The 21,640-nt window shown below is 63.8% G+C and carries 19 protein-coding genes; 7 read left to right on the plus strand and 12 right to left on the minus strand.

The annotated features are described in order from the left end of the window. Positions 1-172 precede the first annotated feature (172 nt). Positions 173-1,552, plus strand: a complete 1,380-nt coding sequence (locus tag NKI15_RS17725; protein ID WP_352886459.1) for an MFS transporter — start codon at positions 173-175, stop codon at positions 1,550-1,552. 44 nt (positions 1,553-1,596) lie between these two features. Here the strand turns inward: NKI15_RS17725 and purH are convergent, their stop codons facing one another. The 3 genes from purH to NKI15_RS17740 form a co-directional block, all read right to left on the minus strand. Beyond that, positions 1,597-3,213: a bifunctional phosphoribosylaminoimidazolecarboxamide formyltransferase/IMP cyclohydrolase gene (purH, locus tag NKI15_RS17730; RefSeq protein ID WP_023752666.1), complete on the minus strand. Its 1,617-nt coding sequence runs from the start codon at positions 3,211-3,213 to the stop codon at positions 1,597-1,599. Positions 3,214-3,319: 106 nt separating this feature from the next. Continuing rightward, positions 3,320-5,044, minus strand: coding sequence for a heparinase II/III family protein (locus NKI15_RS17735; protein ID WP_352514894.1), 1,725 nt, complete (start codon positions 5,042-5,044; stop codon positions 3,320-3,322). Positions 5,045-5,261: 217 nt separating this feature from the next. Beyond that, a complete protein-coding gene (locus NKI15_RS17740; RefSeq protein ID WP_502898700.1) occupies positions 5,262-6,119 on the minus strand; it encodes a helix-turn-helix transcriptional regulator in 858 nt (285 codons plus the stop codon). A gap of 159 nt (positions 6,120-6,278) precedes the next feature. Here NKI15_RS17740 and NKI15_RS17745 point away from each other — a divergent pair, with 159 nt between their 5' ends. Beyond that, a complete protein-coding gene (locus NKI15_RS17745) occupies positions 6,279-7,130 on the plus strand; it encodes a phytanoyl-CoA dioxygenase family protein (RefSeq protein ID WP_502898705.1) in 852 nt (283 codons plus the stop codon). Positions 7,131-7,149: 19 nt separating this feature from the next. Here NKI15_RS17745 and NKI15_RS17750 read toward each other — a convergent pair whose 3' ends face one another. Both NKI15_RS17750 and htpX read right to left on the minus strand, forming a co-directional pair. Beyond that, positions 7,150-8,535 carry an RsmB/NOP family class I SAM-dependent RNA methyltransferase gene (locus NKI15_RS17750; protein ID WP_352514892.1) on the minus strand — a complete coding sequence of 462 codons (1,386 nt, stop codon included), beginning with the start codon at positions 8,533-8,535 and terminating at the stop codon, positions 7,150-7,152. After that, positions 8,526-9,551 carry a zinc metalloprotease HtpX gene (htpX, locus tag NKI15_RS17755; RefSeq protein WP_023688861.1) on the minus strand — a complete coding sequence of 342 codons (1,026 nt, stop codon included), beginning with the start codon at positions 9,549-9,551 and terminating at the stop codon, positions 8,526-8,528. The genes NKI15_RS17750 and htpX overlap by 10 nt, the downstream gene beginning before the upstream one ends. Positions 9,552-9,656: 105 nt before the next feature. On the opposite strand from htpX, the gene NKI15_RS17760 reads away from it, so the two are divergent. After that, on the plus strand, positions 9,657-9,863 hold the full coding sequence (locus tag NKI15_RS17760; protein ID WP_023688862.1) for a DUF1674 domain-containing protein: 207 nt from the start codon (positions 9,657-9,659) through the stop codon (positions 9,861-9,863). A 166-nt stretch (positions 9,864-10,029) separates the two neighbouring features. Here the strand turns inward: NKI15_RS17760 and NKI15_RS17765 are convergent, their stop codons facing one another. Continuing rightward, a complete protein-coding gene (locus tag NKI15_RS17765; RefSeq protein ID WP_023668644.1) occupies positions 10,030-10,695 on the minus strand; it encodes an HAD-IA family hydrolase in 666 nt (221 codons plus the stop codon). Positions 10,696-10,873: 178 nt separating this feature from the next. Between NKI15_RS17765 and NKI15_RS17770 the strand changes: the two genes are divergently transcribed. Together NKI15_RS17770 and NKI15_RS17775 are read left to right on the plus strand one after the other, a co-directional pair. After that, on the plus strand, positions 10,874-11,743 hold the full coding sequence (locus NKI15_RS17770; RefSeq protein ID WP_023688863.1) for a transglutaminase-like domain-containing protein: 870 nt from the start codon (positions 10,874-10,876) through the stop codon (positions 11,741-11,743). 387 nt (positions 11,744-12,130) lie between these two features. Then, entirely contained in the window at positions 12,131-13,399 is a 1,269-nt protein-coding gene (locus NKI15_RS17775) for a class I SAM-dependent methyltransferase (RefSeq protein WP_023688864.1), read from the plus strand. Positions 13,400-13,465: 66 nt separating this feature from the next. Here NKI15_RS17775 and NKI15_RS17780 read toward each other — a convergent pair whose 3' ends face one another. Both NKI15_RS17780 and acs read right to left on the minus strand, forming a co-directional pair. Next, positions 13,466-14,203: an MOSC domain-containing protein gene (locus tag NKI15_RS17780; RefSeq protein WP_023688865.1), complete on the minus strand. Its 738-nt coding sequence runs from the start codon at positions 14,201-14,203 to the stop codon at positions 13,466-13,468. 9 nt (positions 14,204-14,212) lie between these two features. Then, entirely contained in the window at positions 14,213-16,168 is a 1,956-nt protein-coding gene (acs, locus tag NKI15_RS17785) for an acetate--CoA ligase (RefSeq protein ID WP_352886463.1), read from the minus strand. 305 nt (positions 16,169-16,473) lie between these two features. Between acs and NKI15_RS17790 the strand changes: the two genes are divergently transcribed. Then, complete coding sequence (locus NKI15_RS17790; RefSeq protein WP_023668649.1) at positions 16,474-16,746, plus strand: usg protein; 273 nt, start codon at positions 16,474-16,476, stop codon at positions 16,744-16,746. Between the two features lie 60 nt (positions 16,747-16,806). On the opposite strand, the gene NKI15_RS17795 is transcribed toward NKI15_RS17790, so the two are convergent. Both NKI15_RS17795 and NKI15_RS17800 read right to left on the minus strand, forming a co-directional pair. Then, a complete protein-coding gene (locus NKI15_RS17795; protein WP_023688867.1) occupies positions 16,807-17,841 on the minus strand; it encodes an aldo/keto reductase in 1,035 nt (344 codons plus the stop codon). A gap of 43 nt (positions 17,842-17,884) precedes the next feature. Continuing rightward, positions 17,885-19,066, minus strand: coding sequence for an MFS transporter (locus tag NKI15_RS17800; RefSeq protein WP_286458483.1), 1,182 nt, complete (start codon positions 19,064-19,066; stop codon positions 17,885-17,887). A 123-nt stretch (positions 19,067-19,189) separates the two neighbouring features. Between NKI15_RS17800 and NKI15_RS17805 the strand changes: the two genes are divergently transcribed. Beyond that, positions 19,190-20,098, plus strand: a complete 909-nt coding sequence (locus NKI15_RS17805; RefSeq protein WP_023700207.1) for a LysR family transcriptional regulator — start codon at positions 19,190-19,192, stop codon at positions 20,096-20,098. A 51-nt stretch (positions 20,099-20,149) separates the two neighbouring features. Here NKI15_RS17805 and NKI15_RS17810 read toward each other — a convergent pair whose 3' ends face one another. Together NKI15_RS17810 and NKI15_RS17815 are read right to left on the minus strand one after the other, a co-directional pair. Continuing rightward, positions 20,150-21,199 (minus strand): aldo/keto reductase, encoded by a 1,050-nt coding sequence (locus NKI15_RS17810; RefSeq protein ID WP_023700208.1) that lies wholly within the window; start codon positions 21,197-21,199, stop codon positions 20,150-20,152. Positions 21,200-21,353: 154 nt separating this feature from the next. Further along, on the minus strand, positions 21,354-21,608 hold the full coding sequence (locus tag NKI15_RS17815) for a type II toxin-antitoxin system Phd/YefM family antitoxin (protein ID WP_023700209.1): 255 nt from the start codon (positions 21,606-21,608) through the stop codon (positions 21,354-21,356). Positions 21,609-21,640: the final 32 nt, after the last annotated feature.

Consider the following 21,640-nt stretch of genomic DNA (forward strand, 5'->3'; position numbering starts at 1 on the left):
AACGCTGGCGACTAGCGAAATCATCGATGAGAGCAACCCTCTCCCCGTCACTATTCGGGGAGAGGATGCTGGCAGGCAGGTGAGGGGCAGCGCGAATCTTTGGCGGTTTGCATGAGCACTCGAAACATGCAGACATGGCATCCGAGAAGCGCGGTGTCCCGGGGGAATCATCATGGCGGCGGTAGAAACAGTGCAGCGGGCATCCGGGCACGGCATCTGGGGATGGATGTTCTTCGACTGGGCGGCGCAGCCGTTTTTCACCGTCGTCACCACCTTCATCTTCGGGCCTTATTTCGTCTCGCGCATGGCGAGCGATCCGATCTCAGGCCAGGCGGCCTGGGGCTACGGCATCGCTGTTGCGGGCCTGGTCATTGCCGTGCTGTCTCCCATCCTCGGCTCGATTGCCGACCAGACCGGGCCGCGCAAGCCGTGGATTGCGTTCTTCGCCTCGATCAAGATCATCAGCCTTTGCCTGCTATGGTTCGCCGCTCCCGGCTCGAACCTTTTCCTGGTGGTGCTGTTCTTTTCTCTCGCTTCGGTCGCGGCGGAATTCTCGACCGTGTTCAACGATTCGATGATGCCGCGCCTGGTGCCGAAGAGCGAGATCGGCCACGTCTCCAACATTGCCTGGGGACTTGGTTATCTCGGCGGCATGATCGCGCTGATCTTTGTTGTCGCCTGTCTTGCGGGTTCGCCGGAGACCGGCAAGACGATCATCGGCATCGACCCGCTCTTTGGGCTCGACCCGAAACTCGGCGAGGACGCGCGCGCCACCGGGCCGCTGTCGGCCGGCTGGTATTTCCTGTTCATCCTGCCGATGTTCTTCTTTACGCCGGACGCCATCAAGGGGATTCCGATCGGGCCCGCGGTGCGCGAGGGGCTGTCGGAACTGAAGTCGACGCTGACTGAAGTGCGCCGGCGCAAAGGCATCTTCCGCTTCCTTGTCGCCCGCATGATTTATCAGGACGGCGTCAATGCGCTGCTCGCTTTGGGCGGCACCTTTGCGGCAGCGATGTTCCACTGGTCGATCACTGAGATCGGCATGTTCGGCATTATCCTCAACGTCGTCGCCATCGTCGGCTGCCTGGTTGCCGCATGGCTGGACACCGCGCTTGGCTCCAAGACCATCGTGATGATTTCGCTCGTCCTGCTCAGCATCGCCACCATCGGCATCGTTTCGACCGGGCCAGGCTACACATTGTTCGGCGCCTGGATGATGCCGGGAGCCGATAGTGGCGGCCTGTTCGGCACGGCGGCGGAAAAGGCCTACATTTTCTATGGCCTGTTAATCGGGCTGGCGTTCGGACCGGTGCAGGCGTCGTCACGCTCCTACATGGCGCGCAGCGTGACCGCAGCCGAATCCGGCCGCTATTTCGGCATCTATGCGCTGGCCGGAAGGGCCACGAGTTTCCTGGCGCCGTTCATGGTGGCGTCGATCACGCTCGCCAGCGGCTCGGCGCGGCTCGGCATGGCGGCCATCGTGCTGTTCCTGGGCGTTGGGATCGCGATATTGATCTGGACGCCGTACCCGGCGGATCAGCCGGTGGAATAGCGCCGCACTTTTCCTTCTCCCCTTGTGGGAAAAGGCAGAGGCGCTCAATGCCTGAAATGCCTCACGCCGGTAAACACCATAGCAATGCCATGCGCGTCGGCAGCGGCGATAACGTCGTCGTCGCGCATCGAGCCGCCGGGCTGGATCACCGCCGTGGCGCCGGCTTCGATGGCTGAGATCAGCCCGTCGGCGAAAGGGAAGAAAGCGTCGGAGGCGACCACCGAGCCCTTGGTCAACGGCTCCGCGAGGCCAGCTGCTTCCGCCGCGTCGAGGGCCTTGCGGGCGGCGATGCGCGAGGAATCGACGCGGCTCATCTGGCCGGCGCCGATGCCGACGGTAGCGCCGTCTTTTGCATAGACGATGGCGTTCGACTTGACGTGCTTGGCGATGCGGAAAGCGAATTTGAGGTCGGCCATCTCGGCCGCACTCGGTGCGCGCTTGGTCACCACCTTGAGCTCGAGATCGTCGACCACCGCGTTGTCGCGGCCCTGGACGAGCATGCCGCCGGCGACGGATTTCACAGTGATGCCGCCGGCGTGCGGATCGGGCAGACCGCCGGTGACCAGCAGTCGCAAATTCTTTTTGGCGGCGATGATGCGGACAGCGTCCTCCGACGCGTTCGGCGCGATGATCACCTCGGTGAAGGTTTTTACGATCTCCTGCGCCGCTTCCGCATCGAGGATGCGGTTCATGGCGACGATACCGCCAAAGGCCGAAACCGGGTCGCAGGCCAGCGCTCTCGCATAGGCAGCAGCCAGCGAAGCGTCCTCGGCGACGCCGCACGGGTTGGCGTGCTTGATGATGGCAACGGCGGCGCAGCGGTTGGGGTCGAACTCGCCCACCAGCTCGAAGGCGGCATCGGTGTCGTTGATGTTGTTGTAGGACAGCTGCTTGCCCTGCAACTGGCGAGCCGTGGCGACCCCCGGCCGCTTGTCGCCATTGACATAGAAGCCGGCGCTCTGATGCGGGTTCTCGCCATAGCGCATGACGCTTTCCAGCCTGCCCCCGAAGGCGCGCCAGGTCGGATGCTCGATCTCCAGCGTTTCGGCGAACCAGCCGGAGATCGCCGCATCGTAGCTGGCGGTGCGGGCAAAGGCCTTTGCCGCCAGCTTCTGGCGGAAATCCAGCGACAGCGAGCCGATGTTCATCTCTAGCGCGTTCAGCACCGAGGCATAATCGCCGGGATCGGTGACGATGGCGACATAGGCATGGTTCTTGGCCGAGGCGCGGATCATCGCCGGGCCGCCAATGTCGATGTTCTCGACAACAGCGGCATAGTCGGCGCCGGAGCGGCGGACCTCCTCGAACGGGTAGAGATTGGAGACGAGCAGATCGATCGGCTCGATGCCGTGATCGTGCATCGCCTTGGCGTGTTCGGGATCGTCGCGCACGCCGAGCAGTGCGCCATGCACCGACGGGTGCAGCGTCTTGACGCGGCCGTCCATGATCTCGGGAAAGCCTGTCAGTTCCGAGACGTCACGCACCGCCAGCCCCGCCTCGGCGATCGCCTTTGCCGTACCTCCGGTCGAGACCAGCTCGACGCCGGCCGCGACCAGCCCTTTGGCGAAGTCGGTCAGGCCGGTCTTGTCGAAGACGGAAAGCAGGGCGCGGCGGACCGGAAGGAGGTCGGGTGCCGGAATGTTCTTGGCGGCGACGGCCATGGGCTGGCGGCCTTTCAGGGCTGATTGGAGAGCGTTGCCGGGCCGTAGCACATGAGGTCAGGAAATCAAGCCGGAAGCTCGATCAAGCCGGCGCCGGCAACGACGCTCAGCTGTTCTCGGGATAGCCGGCGATGCCGGTGCGCGTGAGCTGCCAATGCACCTCGGCGATCTCCGAGGCCTTGAAGGCGAGCACGATCTGGCGGCTGCGGCGCGGGCCGCCAAGGCCGGCGAAATAGATCGATTCCTCGACCTCCGGCACCACTTCGGTGCAGGTGAACACCCATGTGTCGGCCTGGTCGGCGGTCAGCACCAGGCGGTCATGCTCGTCCTGCAAAAGGTTGATATCAGGGTGGATGTGGAAGCGCACCACGACGAAGTCGCGGCCATTGTTGCGGATCGCCGCACCGCCCGGGCGGAGGAAGCGATCCCTGCCGGCGAGCACATTGCCCTCGCTCGACAGTTTCAGCTCGCGCTCATGCAGGAAGCCGAAGCGCTGCACATAGCCGTCATGGCGGGCGATGAAGCCTTGCGCGCCCTTCTGGTCGATGCGCTTGCAAGGCACATGCTGCGGGCCGCCGAGCAAGGGTGAGCCGAGCAGGTCGTTGACGCGCAGCGAATGGGAAAACCGCGCTGACGAGGTGTCGTTGATGGTGGCGGTCGAATGCGCCGCGGTGGCACGGGCCAGCGGCCGGAACTCGGCGGCGCCATAGGTGTCGATGCCGGCATTGACGATATAATGCTGGCGACCGGACGAGAGTTCGAAGGCCAGGCACCCGGCATGCGCGGCGTTGGACACATCGACGGCCGGCGACGGGCCGGTATCGGCAATCACCGTCACGCCGCCCATCGACAGGCGCTCATAGCCGGAATGCGGCGCGTGCAGCAGCGGCGCGCCGGCGGTGTCGTCGTGGCGCAAGATGGTGGCTATACGGTCGTGGATGGTGGCGCCCATGCCGTTGAAGCGGGCGAGGCTGCCATCCTGATGGCGGAAGAAACGGAGCGCCGGCAGCATGCGGTCGATGGCGCCCATCAGGGCGGCCGGTGGCGTTTCGGCCTGGTTGGCATAGGTCTGACGCAGCGGCAGGAGATCGGCGAGCAATTCGAGCACCGCCATCGGGTTGCGCGAAATATGGCCGCCATCGGGAAGGATCTGGCGGTCGAGTTCTTCCGCCAGGTTGCGGGTGGCGCCGCGCAGTGCCGAGGCCGGCGCCGGCAGCGACAGCGCGGCGAAGGCAAGCGCGATACGAGCGCGCAGCCTGTCCTTGCCGTCCGGCATCTCGCGCGCCATCGAGCGGAGATAGCGGATCTGCACGGCGAGCGATTTCAGGAAGGCGCGATAGAACGGAAATTCGGCCCCTTGTAGGACAACCGAGGAGTGTTGCAACCAGGCAATGACTCGCTTGGCGGTGGTGCCGGGCTCCCAGGCTATGCCGGAAATCTGGTTGCCATGCATGGCGATCCAGTCGGAGACAAGCGCGCGTGCATTGGCGGCGGCCAGCTCGGTGCCGGCGGCGCGCATATGGCGCAGCCAGCGAAAGCCGTGCAGCGTCTTCACCCAGCCGCGATTGGCGACATCGATCTGGAATGGCGATTTGCCGCCGGTCTCGACCAGATGTCCCGACAGCGGATAGCGGCCATAATAGATCTCGAGCGCGATCTGCGGATCGGCGAGCCTGAGGTCGGGCGGTGCAATCAGGACGCGTTCGGGCGTGCGCCCGGAATAGCGCCAGCGATAGACTGGCCCTGCGCGAAGGCGCCGGCGCGTCTTGCGCCAAAACTCCTTAGCGACAAGCGTCCACAGACGTGTCGTGCTGCCGGCAGCCAGTGCCAAAACCCCTCCTCGTCGCCTGGAGATAGAGCATGCTGTCGCCCGAAAACCGCGTCACACTTTTCGGCATCATGTTCCGGTACCCCAGCACAAGCTTATATGATTCAAGAACTTGTGCGAAGTCGAATTCCGCCGACGTGAAGCGCCTCACGCTGCCGGCCACCGACCCGCCCCGAAAAAAGTCAAGCGCTTCGCGGGTTTAAGCCCGGCAATCCGGCACTCACTTGCGGTTGTGGCGAGACCGAAATTCGCTGGGCGAACAGTTTTCCCGGTCGCGAAACAGACGGGAGAAATAGAAGGCGTCGTGGATGCCGACGGCGGCCGCAATGGACTCTATGGGCGAATCGGAGGCGGCCAGCATCTGTTTGGCGCGGTCGAGCCTCGTGCGCAGTTGGAAGGCCTTGGGCGACATGCCGGCTGCCCGCGCAAATCTGCGCCGCAAGGTTGCCGGCGACATCGAGAATTTCGCGGCGAAGGCATCGAGATCCACCGAGTCGCACGCGCAGCGGCGCAATTCGTCGACGATGGGCTGCATGTCGGCGGCATCCTGGAGGCTGGGGTTTCGTTGACGGTTGTTCCAATCCATTGCCTGGCGGGCAGCACGCACGACGATGCGATGCATCGTGGCGGCGGCTTCTGCCTGGCTCAGCATCGTATCGAGCGACAGCTCACCATGCAGCCTGTCGAACAGCCGCTGCATTTTGCCGAGGTCGCGCAAGGGGACGACAGGGGCGTCCTCGGCAATCAGCCGCAGCCGGGTGAAATCGCGTATCAAGGCCCCGTCGAAGAGTGCCCAGCGTTCGAGCCAGCCCGATGCGTCCGGGCCGTAGGAATGCATCCTCCCGGGAAGCAGCCAGAACAGGGCCGGCGCTTGGATCGTCTGCATGCCGGCAGTCCTGGTTTCAAGCCAGCCTTGACCGTTCTCAATCAGCACCACGGCGAATTCCGGCAATTTGCGCGCTTGGATCGCCTGCGTGACGCGATGCCGACCAATCCCTGTAACCGACAGGCCGCCGGCCGCGGCCGGTGCGGATCTGTAGAGTGCGTAAGAGAGATCGTTCATGAGCGAAAAGTCCATGGCTTCGTTCCGTCCATGGGCGAGTGTGCAAACAGTATGGCATTTCCAGCTAAGGATGGAAAATCGCAGGTGGCTGAAATGTCAAGCTCAACAGGTGGCATGCAACGACGGAGTCCTGTTGCGTCAATCGATCTGAACGCCAACGGCAAGACATTATCGATGGCGCCGAACCGGTTGGGCCATCTCGTGCCAACCGACGCCGGGATCGGCATCGATGCCATTCGAGGCCTCCTTGCCGAGCAAGGCTATGTCTGGCTGAAAGGTATGCTGCCGCGCCGCGACGTCATGGATTTTCGCGGCTGGGTGTTTTCGTATCTGGCCGACACCGGCTTGCTGCAGCCCGGGTCCGATCCCGCGCTTGGCCTGGCGGCCGGCACGTTCGACCGTCAGCTCGCCGATCGCCGGTTGATGGCGCTGGTTCGCTCCACCGCCTATGAAGGGTTCTGCGCACAGCCCCGGATGGCCCGGCTGATGGATGCGTTCGTCGGCGGGCTGTCCTATTTGCACAAGCGCAAGATCATGCGCTTCACCCAACCGGGCACCACCGTGGCGACGCCGGCGCATTACGATCTCGTCTATCTTCGCGGCGGCACCAGCCGCATCGTCACGGCCTGGATCCCGATCGGCGACGTTCCCGTCGACATGGGCGGCCTGGTCTATCTCGAGCGATCGCACGCCATCGGCCTCGACATGGAGGCCCGGTTCGCCAGGGACAATGCCGGGCTGAGCCCGCAGGAGCGCATCAGCGCCTACAACAGGAACATGAGCGAGGGCGGCTGGGTGTCGAAGGACCTGCCCGACATGGCGGAGCGGTTCGATACACGCTGGCTGATCGCGGACTTCGAGGCCGGCGATGTCGTCCTCCACTCGCCCTATATGATCCACGCCTCGACGACCAACCAGAGTGCGGAGGGGCGTATCCGGCTCTCCACCGATATCCGCTACCAGAATGTCGATGATGAGATCGATGCAAGGTGGGGGAAGCACTGGTCCTTGGACGACATGCTTTAGGCATGTCGTCGCGTCGGAGTCAGGCCAGACGTCGCATGCGGGCGGCAAAGAAGCCGTCCAGGCCGGAAACCCCTGGCGAACCACGGTCAAGATCGGCGGGTGTGGTGCGCAGCGTGCCTTGCGGGGTCAGGAAGGCGTCGATGCCGGCGATTTCGCCGGGCTGCAGTGGATCGTCGGCGACGGTTTTGTTGCCGGCCAGAAAGACGCGATACAGATCCTCGCCTTCGATCGGGTCCAGCGAACAGTTGGAAAAAACAATCCGACCGCCCGGTTTGACCAAAGTGACGGCGCGGGCGAGCAGCTTTGCTTGCAGATCGGCTAGCTTTTCGACGTCGGCTGCCGTCTTGGTCCATGGCACGTCGGGGTGGCGCCGAACCGTGCCTGTGGAAGAGCAGGGCGCGTCGAGCAGGACGGCGTCGAAAAGCTCCGCCGGCTGGTATTTCAGCAGATCGGCCTGCACGATCTCGGCGGACAGCCCGAGTCGTTCGAGGTTCTGCGTCAGCCGCGCCAGCCGGTTCTTCGAGGTGTCCACGGCGGTGACTTTGGCGCCGGCAAGGATCAGCTGAGCGGTCTTGCCGCCGGGGGCGGCGCAGAGGTCGGCGACGCGTAATCCTTTGACATCGCCGAACAGCCGCGCCGGAAAACTGGCGGCGGCGTCCTGGACCCACCATGCGCCTTCGCTGAAGCCCGGCAGTTCGGTGACGGAGGCGCTGAGCTTTTCCACTCGCACCGTGCCGGTCGGCAGCACGATGCCGCCGAGCTTTTCGGCCCACAGTTCGGGATCGGCCTTGACCGTGAAATCCACCGGCGCCTCAACGCGATGCGCCGCCAGGATCTGTCTGGTCATCTCAGGGCCATAGGCAGCTTTCAGGCGATCGGAGAACCATTTTGGCGCCTCATCGGTGGCGGCAAGAGCTGCCGGCAGTTCGGTTTCCTTGGCGCGCACCAAAGTGCGCAGCACGCCGTTGACGAGGCCGGAAAAGCGCTGCGTGCGTGGGTCCGACTTGGCGTGGGTCACAGCCAAATCGACGGCGGCGCTGTCGGGGATGTCGAGGAACAGGATCTGCGCCGCCGCAACATGCAGGATGTGCGACAAAGCTGTGGCGTTGGGTGGCAGCGGCTTTTCAAGGCGGCGGGCGAGGAGCCCGGCAATGGTCATGCGGTAGCGCAGCGCGGTCACCAGTATGGCGCGCACCAGGCCGCGGTCGCGCAGGTCGAGCACCTTGTATTGCGGATGGCCGTTCTCGTGGTCCGTCAGCCCGTCGAGCGGCGTCTTGGCGTCGATAACGGCGGCCAGCAGCCGCGCCGCTGCCTTGCGCGCGGCGAGGCCGGCGACGAATTCGTCCGAGCTGTTTTCGCGATCGCCTGAATGTGCGGGCCGGGATCTGGCGCCGCTCACGACCACGGACCTTTGGGTCCGGTCGGATTGCGGCCCCACGGATTGGCTTTCGGCTTGGCCGGTCTGGTCGGCGGAGTGGGGCGTGCTGCCTTGCCCCACGGGCCTTGCACGGCATCGGCCGGGAATTCTTCTGTTTGCCCGGGCGTCGGCGCTTGGCGCGGCGCCGGCTGGCGGCCTGCCATGTCGCGCGCCATCGCCTGCAGCGCGGCGATGCGGTTGTCGGTATTCGGGTGGGTCGAAAACAGGCTGTCCATGCGCTCGCCGTGAAGGGGATTGATGATGAAGAGATGCGCGGTCGCGGGATTGCGTTCGGCATCCTGGTTGCGGATGCGTTCGGCGCCGCGGGCGATCTTGTCAAGCGCCGATGCCAGCCAAAGCGGATTTCCAACGATTTCGGCGCCGCGCCGGTCGGCCTCGTATTCGCGCGTGCGGCTGACCGCCATCTGCACGATCATGGCGGCGAAGGGTGCGACCAGCATCGCCACCAGCACGCCGACAAAGCCGAACGGGTTGTTGTTGTCGCGGCTGCCGCCGAAGAAGAAGGCGAAATTGCCGAGCATCGAGATGGCGCCGGCGAGTGTCGCGACAATGGTCATGGTCAGCGTGTCTCGATGCTGGATGTGGGCCAGCTCATGCGCCATGACTGCCGCCACCTCCTCATGCGACAGGCGCTCCAGCAGCCCGGTCGAGGCCGCGACCGCGGCGTTCTCGGGATTGCGGCCGGTGGCGAAGGCGTTCGGCTGCGGATTGTCGATCAGATAAGTCTTGGGCATCGGCAGGCCGGCCTGCTTGGCCAACGCCTCGACGATGGCGTGGAATTCGGGCGCGTTCTTCGCGTTGACCTCGACGGCGCGGTTCATCGACAGCACCATCTTGTCGGCATTCCAGTAGCTGAACAGATTGGTGCCCGCGGCGACCAGGAAGGCGATCATCATGCCGCCGGTGCCGCCGATCAGAAAGCCGACGCCCATGAACAGCGCCGTCATCGCGGCCAGAAGCATGGTGGTGCGTAGCGTGCTCATCATCTGCTCCCTGTGCGGCCGTGGCAAAAAAAGGTCGATCGGGGTGAACTCATGGCTATATGATGGGAAACGCCGCCCTTCGTTTCAATCCGCCCGGACTATCGCATGACCGACCAACCCAGCAAAGCCGATGCCGACCGGGAGAAGGACCTGACGCCGGCGGCCAGCCGAGCGCTGGCTGAAGCCGAGGCGCGCCGTGAAGCGTATCGCCAGAAGGAAGCTGCGTTGCCGAAGGAAATCGGCGGCCGCGGCGGCAAGGAACCCGGCCGCTACGGCGACTGGGAAGTGAAGGGACTGGCTAGCGATTTCTAGGGGTTCAGGAACGGAAGAACTGGGGAACTGGTGAACTGAAGAGTTGAAGAAAAAGGCGCATAGCAGTTCTCCAGTCCTCCAGTCCTCCAGTCCTCCAGTCCTCCAGTCCTCCAGTCCTCCAGTCCTCCAGTCCTCCAGTCCTCCAGTCCTCCAGTCCTCCAGTTCCTCAGGCCGCGCTGCGCTGTGCCCCCAGCGTCATCCAGCCGCTGTCATCGATGGCGATGGAGACGGTTTCGTAGCCGCCAATCGAGTTGTGCTGAGTCGTCATTGGATGCTGGTGAGTGGCGCTGATCACCATCACCGACGCGCCCGCTGCTTCCGCCGCCGCGATACCGGCCGGTGCGTCCTCGAAGACCAGACAGTCGCCGATGTCGACGCCGAGCCGTTTTGCCGCCAGCAGGAAACAGTCGGGCGCCGGTTTGCCGTGCGACACATCCTCGGCCGCGACCACCAAGGCGGGAACCGGGATGCCGGCGGCCCGCATGCGCAGCAGCGCCAACGGGCGCGGCGCGGAGGTGACGATCGCCCAGCGCTCGGCCGGCAGCGCGTTGAGAAACCGTACTGCGCCGGCGATCGGCAGCACGCCTTCGACATCGTCCGACTCGGCCTGCAACAGCACAAACGCCTCATGAACAGGGTCGACGCCGGGAAGCGCCAGCCTGGTGATGGTCTCGACCGCCCGCACGCCATGGATCGTCGGCAGGAAGGCTTCGACGTCGAGACCGTGCTTAAGCGCCCACGCCGCCCAGACGCGCTCGGCCGAGGCGATCGAATTGAGCACCGTGCCATCCATATCGAACAGGAACGCGGCGAATTTTCTGCCTGCAAACATCAGATTTTCCACGGGTTAGGGATCGTTTCGGGAGGTCGAAACATGTCGTTCGACCGTAACGTCGCCACGCCTGCCTGGGAAGCCGCGGGAGAGCCTTTTCGATAGTTCCAGGGAACCATGGTCCCGCCTCTGGCGTTTTGAGCATACTGTTTTCCACGGGATCGAAGGGGCAATCATTGTGCTGATCCGGCTCGGCTACGAAATCGCCATTGAATGCGTCGGCGCCACGCCGGTCATCTCGCTGCTTGATATCCACAGGGATCGTCAGGCCGACATCAAACGGCAGACGCGCGTGCTGACGTCGCCTTCAGTGCCGAGCAAGGTCTATCACGATCTGTTCGGCAATACCTGCCGCCGCTTCACCGTACCCGCCGGCAGTTTCCGCATTCTCTATGACGCAGCCGTCGAGGACAGCGGCGAGCCTGACGCGGTCAACACGCTGGCCAGGGAAGTGCCGGTGGCGGAACTGCCGGACGATGTGCTCGGCTACCTCCTCGGCAGCCGCTATTGCGAGACCGATCATCTGAGCAGTCTGGCCTGGCAGCTTTTCGGCCATGTTCCCTCCGGCTGGGCGCGGGTGCAGGCGATCGTCGACTATGTCCACAACCGGCTGTCCTTCGGCTATGGCTATGCGCGGTCGACGCGTACCGCAGCCCAAGCGCATGAGGAGCAGGTTGGTGTATGCCGCGACTTCGCCCATCTGGCGATCACGCTCTGCCGCTGCATGAACATCCCGGCCCGCTATGTGAACGGTTATCTCGGCGACATCGGCGTACCGGCCGACCCGGCGCCGATGGATTTTTCAGCCTGGATGGAAGTGTTCCTCGACGGCAAGTGGTACACGTTCGACCCGCGCCACAACAAACCCAGGATCGGCCGCGTCGTCATCGCGCGCGGCCGCGATGCCACGGATGTCCCGCTGCTGCACAGTTTCGGCCCACACCAACTCTCGCTGTTCAAGGTCTGGACCTACGAGCAGGAAGGCAAGCTGTTCAATCCGCCCTATCACGGCGTCGACAAGACGATCAGCGCGCGGATGCTGGCGTGACCGGATTCTGATCTGCTTCGACACACAATCCGGAAATGGAAAAGGCCGCCGCTTCTTGACGAAGCCGGCGGCCTTCCGTGTTTCCGTCCGTGGCGCGGCCAATGGCGGCGACCGAGGTCACCCGCCGCGCTTATCGCGCCTTAACGGGAAGACTGCTTCCCGAAAGTGCAATCCGCTGAGGCCACGTTCTGGAAAACGAAATCACTCGACATCGGATCACCTCCTTTCGATTTGTTGAACACGTACAGATGATGGGGTGCGTTGCAGCAAAAAACAAGATGCCGATTTGAAATAGCTGGCGAGCCGCCTTTTGCGCCGGGTTGCGAAGAGCCGCGAGGGCGGGCAAAATCCATGCAAGGTGGATTGTCAGGACTCGGGAGGATGGCCATGGAGGCAGCCGAGAAGGCCGCGCGCATCGTGCGAACGGTGATCGAAACGCTGAAGCCGGGTTTTGCGGTCAAGCTGTGGACCGGCGAGCGGATCGGTCCCGCCATCGGGCCCGTGCTCACCATCAACGACCAGGACATCGTCTGGCAGGTGGTGAAGCGGCCATCGCTGTCGACGCTGATCGAGATGTGGATCTCCAAGACGATAGACATCGAAGACGGGACGATTTTCGATTTCTACGCACTGCCGTCGCAAGGCAAGCTCAGGACCAAGCTCAAGTCGCTGCCGAAGCTGGCGATCCTGCGCGACCTGCCGGCGGTGCTCCTGTCACGCAAGCAGATGAGTGCACGCACCGATCTGTCGGGTCGCAACCCCTATGTCAGCGGGTCGAGCCAGGAGGCGATCCAGCATCACTACGACATTTCGAATGCCTTTTACCGGCTCTTCCTCGACGAGCGCATGGTCTACAGCTGCGGCTACTTTAAGGATTTCGCCGATGGCATCGACCAGGCGCAGGCCGACAAGCTCGACCATATCTGCCGCAAGCTCAGGCTGAAGCCGGGCGAAAAGCTGCTGGACATCGGCTGCGGCTGGGGTGCCATGCTGATCCATGCGGCCAAAAATTACGGCGTCGTCGGCCATGGCGTGTCGCTGTCGCAGGCGCAGACCGATCTCGCCCGCGAGCGCATCCGTGCCGAAGGGCTGCAGGACCGCATCACCATCGAAATCAAATCCTATACGGAGCTCAAAGGCTCCTTCGACAAGATATCGTCGATCGGCATGTTCGAGCATCTCGGCCTCGCCAACCACGCCACCTATTTCAAGACCATCCATCGCTTGCTGAAGCCCGGCGGCATCTATCTGCACCACGCCATCACCAGGCGCAGCAAGGGCGACTTGAAGAAAACCTTGCGCAAGGGGCCGGAGTTCAAGGCGCTGCTCAAATACATTTTCCCAGGCGGCGAACTCGACACGATCGGCATGACGCTGGGCAATCTGGAGGCGCATGGCTTCCTGGTCTACGACGTCGAGAATCTGCGCGAGCACTATGCGCGCACCTGCCGGCTGTGGGCCGAGCGGCTACAGGCTCGCTTCGACGAGGCGGTCGCCGAAGTCGGCGAGGCCAAGGCACGGCTGTGGCTGCTTTATCTCACCGGCTGCTCGATCACCTTCGAGCGCGCCTCGGCGCAGATTTTTCAGACCGTCGTCACCAAACGCGCACGCGGGCCGAGCGGGCTGCCGCCGACACGGGCGGATCTGTATCGGTAGAGATAGGATTCGGGGCCGAACCCCACGCTTTCCAAGGTCTGCGATTCGCTGCCTCGCGGTAGAGGCCTACACGAACCGCATCGGCGCGCCGATCTCGACGCGGGCAGGCCTGTCCACAGTGCAATAGACGCCAAGATTGTGCGCGTTGTGGCGGACCAGATTGCGCAGGATGCCGGGATCGTGGTCGAAGCCGTCCTGGCTGATGATGGTGAAGCCGCAGCGGCGGCACGGCTCCGAGACGGTCACCAGCAGATCGCCGATGGCGAGCTTGCGGCCAATCCATTCGGTCTCGGGAAACGAGCCTTTGACCGCCGCCATGTCGACGACGATGTTGGGGCGGAAGCGGCGCGGATCGGGAATGCCTTCGGGGTGCAGCGCCTTGAGCCGCGCCAGCGATGCGGTGGTCAAGAGATGGATCGGCGCTTTGCGGTAGCGCGCCGCGGTGAGCGGGCCGGTGTAGCCGGGAGCGTTGTCCTGGCTGAACGGCCTGATCGAGGCGGCGAAGCCGAGATAGGCCGAGATGGCTTGGTCGCATTCCACACCCGGCACTGCCAGCCAGTCGCCGTCGGGAACGGCGATCTCCAGCTTGCGGTCCTTGCTCAGCCGGGTGCGGATGCGCGGCACCTTGTGCCACTTGGCGTCGCGGTCGGGCCGCGCGATCTCATTGTCCGAGACATCGACAAGGCCGAACAGCCGGTCGCCGTCGATGGTTTCAAGGCCGACCGAAATGGCGTCCTGGCGTTCGCCGGCAAGCGAACTTGCGGGGTAACGCCAGAGCTCCGTGACTGCGCCCAGTGCAGCCATCAAATCCCCTCAGCCCTTCTTGTTCTGGCGGTTGGCGATCAGATCATCGACCACGGCCGGATCGGCCAGTGTCGAGGTATCGCCGAGCGCGGAAAAATCGTCCTCGGCGATCTTGCGCAGGATACGGCGCATGATCTTGCCGGAGCGGGTTTTCGGCAGTCCGGGCGCGAATTGCAGCTTGTCGGGCGAGGCGATGGCGCCGATCTCCTTGCGGACATGGGCCACGAGCTCCTTGCGCAGTTCCTCGCTCGGCTCCACGCCTTTCATCAAGGTAACGTAGCTGTAGATGCCCTGGCCCTTGATGTCGTGGGGATAGCCGACGACAGCTGCTTCCGACACCTTCTCATGGCTGACGAGCGCCGATTCGACCTCGGCCGTTCCCATGCGGTGGCCGGAAACGTTGATGACGTCGTCGACGCGGCCGGTGATCCAGTAATAGCCGTCGGCGTCGCGGCGACAGCCGTCACCGGTGAAGTATTTGCCCTTGTAGGTGGAGAAATAGGTCTGCACGAAGCGGTCATGATCGCCATAGACCGTGCGCATCTGGCCGGGCCAGGAATCGGCGATGCAGAGATTGCCGTCGGCCGCCCCTTCCAGCACCCTACCTTCGCCGTCGACCAGCTGCGGCCTGATGCCGAAGAAGGGCCGCGTCGCCGAACCAGCCTTGAGGTCGGTGGCGCCGGGCAGCGGCGTGATCAGGATGCCGCCGGTCTCGGTCTGCCACCAGGTGTCGACGATCGGCACCTTGCCGTTGCCGACGATGTTGAAATACCACTCCCAGGCTTCCGGATTGATCGGTTCGCCGACCGAGCCCAGCACGCGCAGCGACTTGCGCGAGGTCTTCTTCACCGGTTCGTCGCCGGCGCCCATCAGCGCGCGCAGCGCCGTCGGCGCGGTGTAGAAGATGTTGACCTTGTGCTTGTCGATGACTTCCCAGAAGCGCGACTGCGAGGGGTAGTTCGGCACGCCCTCGAACATCAGCGTGGCGGCGCCGTTGGCGAGCGGGCCATAGACGATATAGCTGTGGCCGGTGACCCAACCGACATCGGCGGTGCACCAGTAGATATCGCCATCATGGTAGTCGAAGACATATTGGTGGGTCATCGCGACATAGACGAGATAGCCGGCGGTGGTGTGCAGCACTCCCTTCGGCTTGCCGGTCGAGCCTGAGGTATAGAGGATGAACAGCGGATCCTCGGCCTTCATCTTCTCCGGCTTGCAGTCGCCTTTCACCGTGGCGATCTCGTCATGGTACCAGATGTCGCGTCCCTGGACCCAGCCGGTCTTGCCGCCGGTGCGACGAACGACGACCACCTTATCGACCTTGGTGCCGGCCTTGGCGGCGATTTCGATCGCTCTGTCGGTGTTTTCCTTCAGCGGGATCGGCTTGCCGCCGCGCAGGCCTTCGTCGGCGGTGATGACGAAGGTCGACTTGCAGTCATCGATGCGGCCGGCCAGCGCGTCCGGTGAAAAGCCGCCGAAGACGATCGAGTGGATGGCGCCGATGCGGGTGCAAGCCAGCATCGCGTAGGCCGCTTCCGGGATCATCGGCATGTAGATGGTGACGCGGTCGCCCTTCCTGACGCCGTGCTTCTTCATCACATTGGCGAGCCGGCAGACATGCTCGTAGAGCTCGTTATAGGTGATCTTCTTGTCGTCGTAGGGATTGTCGCCTTCCCAGATGATGGCTGTCTGGTTGCCGCGCTTCTTCAAATGGCGGTCGATGCAGTTGTAGGAGACGTTGGTTTCGCCGTCCTCGAACCATTTGATCGAGACCTTGCCCTCGAAGGAGGTGTTCTTGACCTTGCTGAACGGCTTGAACCAGTCGATGCGCTTGCCGTGCTTGCCCCAGAACTTGTCCGGATTCTTCACGCTGTCGGCATACCATTTGAGGTAGGTGTCGTTGTCGATCAGCGCATTCTTCTTCCACGCCGGCTGGACGCGGTGGATCTTCACCTCGGACATGTCTTCACTTTCCTCCCAAACCACCCCGCCGGCTTGACCACAGCCAGGATCACGGCGACGCAGCCGCGAATTCGGCGGCATTATTAACAGTTCCGCGCTGACGGCAACATTAGACGTTGGATTCGCGTGGCGCGATGCCGCAGCTCCCGTTTCGGTTGTATCAGCACTCGGCAGCGGTCGCTGCTAACTGCATGTTTTCGTGCATAAAACCCGACTGGGATCAGGAAAATCATAGACAGTTAAGGAACGGCGCGCACAATTCGGTGTTGGGAGGAATGGAGAATCAACTAGGCCAAGGGGCTGTCATGCGCGATCATTCCGAAATGGACCTGATGCTCAAGGGGTATGGCCTGACCACGGCCAAGATTCTGTACCATTTTCCCGACCACCCGCATCTGCTGCAGAGCTTCATCTGGCAGGATTACGATCTGGCGCCGAAGTTTCCGGTGCTGATCAAGTTCATCGAGTTCTGGAAGGCCAGGCTCGACGGGCCGCTGCATTCGATCAGCTACACGCACCAGAAGCTGATCGCGCCGAACGAATGGCGGAAGGTGGATGGGGAGTTCGTGCTGCACTGAGCGGCAGTATAGCTGATCTCCCCCGCAAGGGGGGAGATTGGCAGCTTCAACGTCGTGCGATCACACCGCAGGCGGGTTCAGTCGGGCGAAACCTTCCTGGCGGCGATAAGGGAAGTACGGGTAGGGCGCGGTCACTTCGCTTGCGGCGTCGAGCTTTTTGACCTGCTCCGGCGTCAATGCCCAGCCGACGGCGCCGAGGTTCTGGCGCAGCTGTTCCTCGTTGCGGGCGCCGATGATGACCGAGGACACGGTCGGGCGCCGCAACAGCCAGTTGATGGCGATCTGCGGCACGGTCTTGCCGGTCTCTTCAGCCATCGCATCAAGCGCATCCATGACCCGGTAGAGATGTTGGTCCGCGACCGGCGGGCCGAAATCGGCGGTGTCGTGCAGCCGGCTCTTTTCCGGCAGGGGCTGGCCGCGGCGGATCTTGCCGGTCAGGCGGCCCCAGCCGAGCGGGCTCCACACCAGCGCGCCGATGCCCTGGTCGATACCGAGCGGCATCAGCTCCCATTCATAGTCGCGACCGACCAGCGAGTAGTAGACCTGATGCGCGGCGTAGCGCGGATAAGCATGCTTGTCAGCTTCCGCCAGCGATTTCATCACCTGCCAGCCGGAGAAGTTGGAGACGCCGACATAGCGCAGCTTGCCGGCGCGCACGAGGTCGTCCAGCGTCGACAACACCTCCTCGATCGGCGTGCCGGCATCGAAGGCGTGCAGCTGCAACAGGTCGATGTAATCGGTGCCCATGCGCTTCAGGGCGGCGTCGACGGCTTTGATCAGCCGCGAGCGCGACGAGCCGTAGTCGGCCGGTCTGTCGCCCATCGGCAGCGAAGTCTTGGTCGAGATCAGCACCGCGTCGCGGCGGCCTTTGATGGCTTCGCCAAGCACTTCCTCGGAGGCGCCGTTCGAATAGACATCGGCGGTGTCGAACAGATTGACGCCGGCCTCGAGGCAGATGTCGATCAGCCGCCGCGCTTCCTTGGCATCGCTGTTGCCCCAGGCCCCGAACAGCGGCCCGGAGCCGCCGAAAGTGCCGGCGCCGAAAGAGAGTGCGGGCACTTTCAGGCCCGATGCGCCGAGACGTCGATAATCCATTTTATGCTCCTTGATGATGTCGAAGAAGGATTGCGCGTGATGCTCATGACTGGGCGCAGACCGGCACCCCGATTGTGGGGGCGCGATCGAGGCGCAGCGCCAGGGCAGCGACGCCAAGAGCCGCGACCGGCAGCAAAGCGGCGATCCAGGTTAGTGAGCCGAGGCCGAGGTCATGGGCAATCACCGCGCCGCCAAGCCAAGCGCCGGCGGCATTGCCGAGGTTGAAGGCGGCGATGTTGAAGGACGAGGCGAGGCTCTGGCCCGCGCCTTGCGCCTTTTCCAGCACCCACATCTGCAGCGGCGCCACGGTGGCGAAGGCGGCGGCACCAAGCAGGCCGACATAGATGACGGCCAGGATTTGGCTGTGGACGGCGAAGGTCATTGTGGCCAGCACCAACGCCAGCACCACGAGGCTGCCGAGCACCGCCGGCACCAGCCAGCGGTCGGCGACCTTGCCGCCAAGCAGATTGCCGGCGATAAGACCGCCACCGAAGACGAGCAGGATCGGCGACACGGCGGCTTCCCCAAAACCGGTGATCTCGGTGAGCAGCGGGGCGATGTAGGTGAAGACGGCGAAGACGCCGGCATAGCCGAGCACGGTGGTGGCGAGGCCGAGCAGCACCGGCGTGCGGCGCAGCACTGCGAGGTCGGCGCGCAGATTGGTCTTCTCGGGCGCTTCCTTGCTGCGCGGCACCAGAAGCAGGATGACGGCAAAGGCTGCCAAGCCGACCAGGGTTACGGCCCAGAAGGTGGCGCGCCAGCCGAAGGTCTGGCCGAGCCAAGTGCCGAAGGGCACGCCGAGGATGTTGGCGATAGTCAGGCCGGTGAACATCAGCGCGATCGCCGAGGCTTTCTTGTTGGGCGCGACCAGGCCGGTGGCGACCACCGAGCCGACGCCAAAGAAAGTGCCATGGGCAAAGGCGGTGATGATGCGGGCGCCCATCAGCGTCCAGTAGTCGGGGGCGATCGCACAGGCGAGGTTGCCGAGCGTGAAGATCGCCATAAGGGCCAGAAGGACGGTCTTGCGGGGCCAGTTGCCGGTGGCGATGGTCAAAAGCGGCGCGCCGATGACGACGCCCAACGCGTAGCCCGAAATCAACTGGCCGGCGGCCGAGATCGAGACTCCGAGATCTTTGCTGACATCGATCAGCAGCCCCATGATGACGAATTCGGTGACACCGATGCCGAAGGCGCCGGCAGCGAGGGCGTAGAGAGCAAGAGGCATGGCGGTTTCCAGTTCGAACTCGATGAACGCGACCAGACCCGCGCCCCGACCGCAGAGATCGTGTTGCCATGCCTTGTGAACCAGACTTGCCTTGGGCATATTTCCTGTGAAATAGATTCACAAATGGCCAGACCCGATATCAACCGTTCCGGCGAGATCGAAGTGTTCGTCCGCGTCGTCGAGGCGGGCAGTTTCTCGGCTGCGGCTCGTTCGCTGCGTATGACACCGTCGGCGGTGAGCAAGCTGATCGCGCGACTGGAGGCAAGGCTCGGCGCGCGGCTGGTCACGCGCTCGACGCGCAAGCTGCAGCTGACGCCGGAAGGGACGGCGTTCTATGACAGCGGGGTGCGCATCCTGGCCGATATGGCGGCGGCCGAGCGCGAGGCGGCCGTGGGTGCCGCGCCGCGCGGACGGCTGCGCGTCAACTCCTATGTGCCCTTCGGGGTGCATCGGCTGATCCCGCTGCTGCCTGATTTCCTCGAACGCTACCCCGGGATTTCGGTCGATCTGGTGCTGACCGACAGCGTCATCGATTTGATGGCTGAGCGTGCCGACGTCGCCATCCGCGCCGGGCCGCTCGGCGAGTCGCGGCTGGTGGCGCGCAAGCTCGGGCAAAGCCGGATGACAGTCGTTGCCGCACCGTCCTATCTCAAGACGCATGGCACGCCGCTGGTTCCAGCAGATCTCGACCGGCACAATCGCATGGCTTTCGGCTTTGTCCGGCATGTCGATGGCTGGTCGTTTGTCGATGCAACCGGGAACGCCGTCATGGTGCCGATCACCGGAAACACGCTGGTCGGCGATGGCGAGTCGATGCGGTTGATGGCGGTCGGCGGCGCCGGCATCGCCCGGCTGGCACACTGGCATGTGGCCGATGACATCGCGGCGGGGCGGCTGACGGCGCTGCTGGAGGATTTCAATCCGGGCGACGAGGAGCCTACCCACGCCGTCTATGTCGGCCAGGGCCGGCATTTGCCCGCACGGGTGCGGGCGTTTCTCGACTTTCTGGTCGAGAGCGTGCGGATGAGCTGAAAAGACGTTGGGGAGCCAGATGACCCCCCAAGCATCAGGCGACAGCGATGACTATTTCTTCGGGGTGAACGGCGCCGGGCGGCGACCGGCGCCCTGACGCTCCAGCATCCAGCCGGGATATTCGGCCGGCAGCGCGCTGACCTCATCCAGTTTGGCGAGATCGTCGGCGTCGAGCTTCACCTCGGCCGCGGCTAGGTTCTGCTCGAGCTGCTCCATGCGGCTGGCGCCGATGATGACGCTCATGACGAAAGGTTTGGCCAGGACATAACCGAGCGCGACCGTAGCGACGCTGACATCGTGCTTTTTGGCGATGTCGCGCATGACGGCGACGGCTGCCCAGGCGCGGTCCTCATCGACCGGCGGGAAGTTGAAGGCGGCGCGGCGGCCCTCGCCATTGCCGGGCGCGCCGGGACCGTATTTGCCCGACAGCAGGCCGCCGGCCATCGGCGACCAGACCATCAGGCCGAGCTTTTCCTCGTTGATGAGCGGCACGATCTCACGCTCGAGATCGCGGCCGGCGATCGAGTAATAGGACTGGATGGTCTCGAAGCGGGAGAACCCCTTGCGCTCGGCAATGCCCAGAGCCTTGGCGATGCGCCATGCCTGCCAGTTGGAGACGCCGACATAGCGAACCTTGCCGCTGGCAACCAGGTCATCAAGTGCCCGTAGCGTCTCGTCGATCGGCGTCACCGTATCGGTGCCGTGCAACTGATAGAGGTCGATATGGTCGAGCTGCAGCCGCTCCAGGCTGCCCTCGACCGAATCCATGATGTGGCCTCGCGAAGAGCCGCGCTCGTTCGGGCCCTGGCCCATGGCGCCATGCACCTTGGTGGCAATGACGACGTCCGAGCGCTTGACGCCGAGATCCCTGAGCGACTGGCCGAGCAGGCGCTCGGACTGGCCGAAGGAGTAGACGTCGGCGGTGTCGAAGAAATTGACGCCGGCGGCGATCGAACGGCCAACGATGTCGTTGACGCCCTTCTGGTCGAGGCTGGCGATCAGACCCCATTGGGCATTCTCGCCGGCGGCGCCGAAGGTCATTGTGCCGAGGCAGAGTTCGGAGACGAACATCCCCGTATTTCCGAGTTGATTGTAGCGCATGGTGGCAGCTCCAGAAGATTTGGTGATTACGCAAAGCAAATAGGAACGGTACGTTTCGTTTCCAGTGGTGGCGTAATCGACCGGATGCATCTGGCCCCATAGAACTCGTCAACCGTGGCGAGATGCGCGAGGCGATGTTTGTGTCGAAAATCTATCAGAATTCCACGGGTCGGATCATCGTCTCTGAGCGGCGGTTGACCTCCTCGACGAAATCGTCGTCCCATGCGGGACCGGAGAGGAGATATTCCGCAAGCGAAGGCTTTGCGCCGATCAGTTGGTCATAGTCATCAGGAGACAACACGACGGCAGCTGGCTTTCCGCGCAAGGTGATGGTTTGCGGCCCTTCTTCGCGCGCCTGTCGCACAAGCTTCGAAAGATTGTTTCGTGCGTCCCTGAGGTGCCAGTCCAAGAAGAATAGTCCTCGCTAACTCGGCCGGATGT

The sequence above is a fragment of the Mesorhizobium sp. M0862 genome, from assembly GCF_040319795.1.
GTDB lineage: Bacteria > Pseudomonadota > Alphaproteobacteria > Rhizobiales > Rhizobiaceae > Mesorhizobium.

Excerpts from the sequence above, each read along its gene's own strand:
- NKI15_RS17725 (WP_352886459.1), top strand. The coding sequence starts at position 173 with ATGGCGGCGGTAGAAACAGTGCAGCGGGCATCCGGGCACGGCATCTGG.
- purH (WP_023752666.1), bottom strand. The coding sequence starts at position 3,213 with ATGGCCGTCGCCGCCAAGAACATTCCGGCACCCGACCTCCTTCCGGTC.
- NKI15_RS17740 (WP_502898700.1), bottom strand. The coding sequence starts at position 6,119 with ATGGACTTTTCGCTCATGAACGATCTCTCTTACGCACTCTACAGATCC.
- NKI15_RS17745 (WP_502898705.1), top strand. The coding sequence starts at position 6,279 with ATGGCGCCGAACCGGTTGGGCCATCTCGTGCCAACCGACGCCGGGATC.
- htpX (WP_023688861.1), bottom strand. The coding sequence starts at position 9,551 with ATGAGCACGCTACGCACCACCATGCTTCTGGCCGCGATGACGGCGCTG.
- NKI15_RS17760 (WP_023688862.1), top strand. The coding sequence starts at position 9,657 with ATGACCGACCAACCCAGCAAAGCCGATGCCGACCGGGAGAAGGACCTG.
- NKI15_RS17765 (WP_023668644.1), bottom strand. The coding sequence starts at position 10,695 with ATGTTTGCAGGCAGAAAATTCGCCGCGTTCCTGTTCGATATGGATGGC.
- NKI15_RS17775 (WP_023688864.1), top strand. The coding sequence starts at position 12,131 with ATGGAGGCAGCCGAGAAGGCCGCGCGCATCGTGCGAACGGTGATCGAA.
- NKI15_RS17780 (WP_023688865.1), bottom strand. The coding sequence starts at position 14,203 with ATGGCTGCACTGGGCGCAGTCACGGAGCTCTGGCGTTACCCCGCAAGT.
- acs (WP_352886463.1), bottom strand. The coding sequence starts at position 16,168 with ATGTCCGAGGTGAAGATCCACCGCGTCCAGCCGGCGTGGAAGAAGAAT.
- NKI15_RS17790 (WP_023668649.1), top strand. The coding sequence starts at position 16,474 with ATGCGCGATCATTCCGAAATGGACCTGATGCTCAAGGGGTATGGCCTG.
- NKI15_RS17795 (WP_023688867.1), bottom strand. The coding sequence starts at position 17,841 with ATGGATTATCGACGTCTCGGCGCATCGGGCCTGAAAGTGCCCGCACTC.
- NKI15_RS17800 (WP_286458483.1), bottom strand. The coding sequence starts at position 19,066 with ATGCCTCTTGCTCTCTACGCCCTCGCTGCCGGCGCCTTCGGCATCGGT.
- NKI15_RS17805 (WP_023700207.1), top strand. The coding sequence starts at position 19,190 with ATGGCCAGACCCGATATCAACCGTTCCGGCGAGATCGAAGTGTTCGTC.
- NKI15_RS17810 (WP_023700208.1), bottom strand. The coding sequence starts at position 21,199 with ATGCGCTACAATCAACTCGGAAATACGGGGATGTTCGTCTCCGAACTC.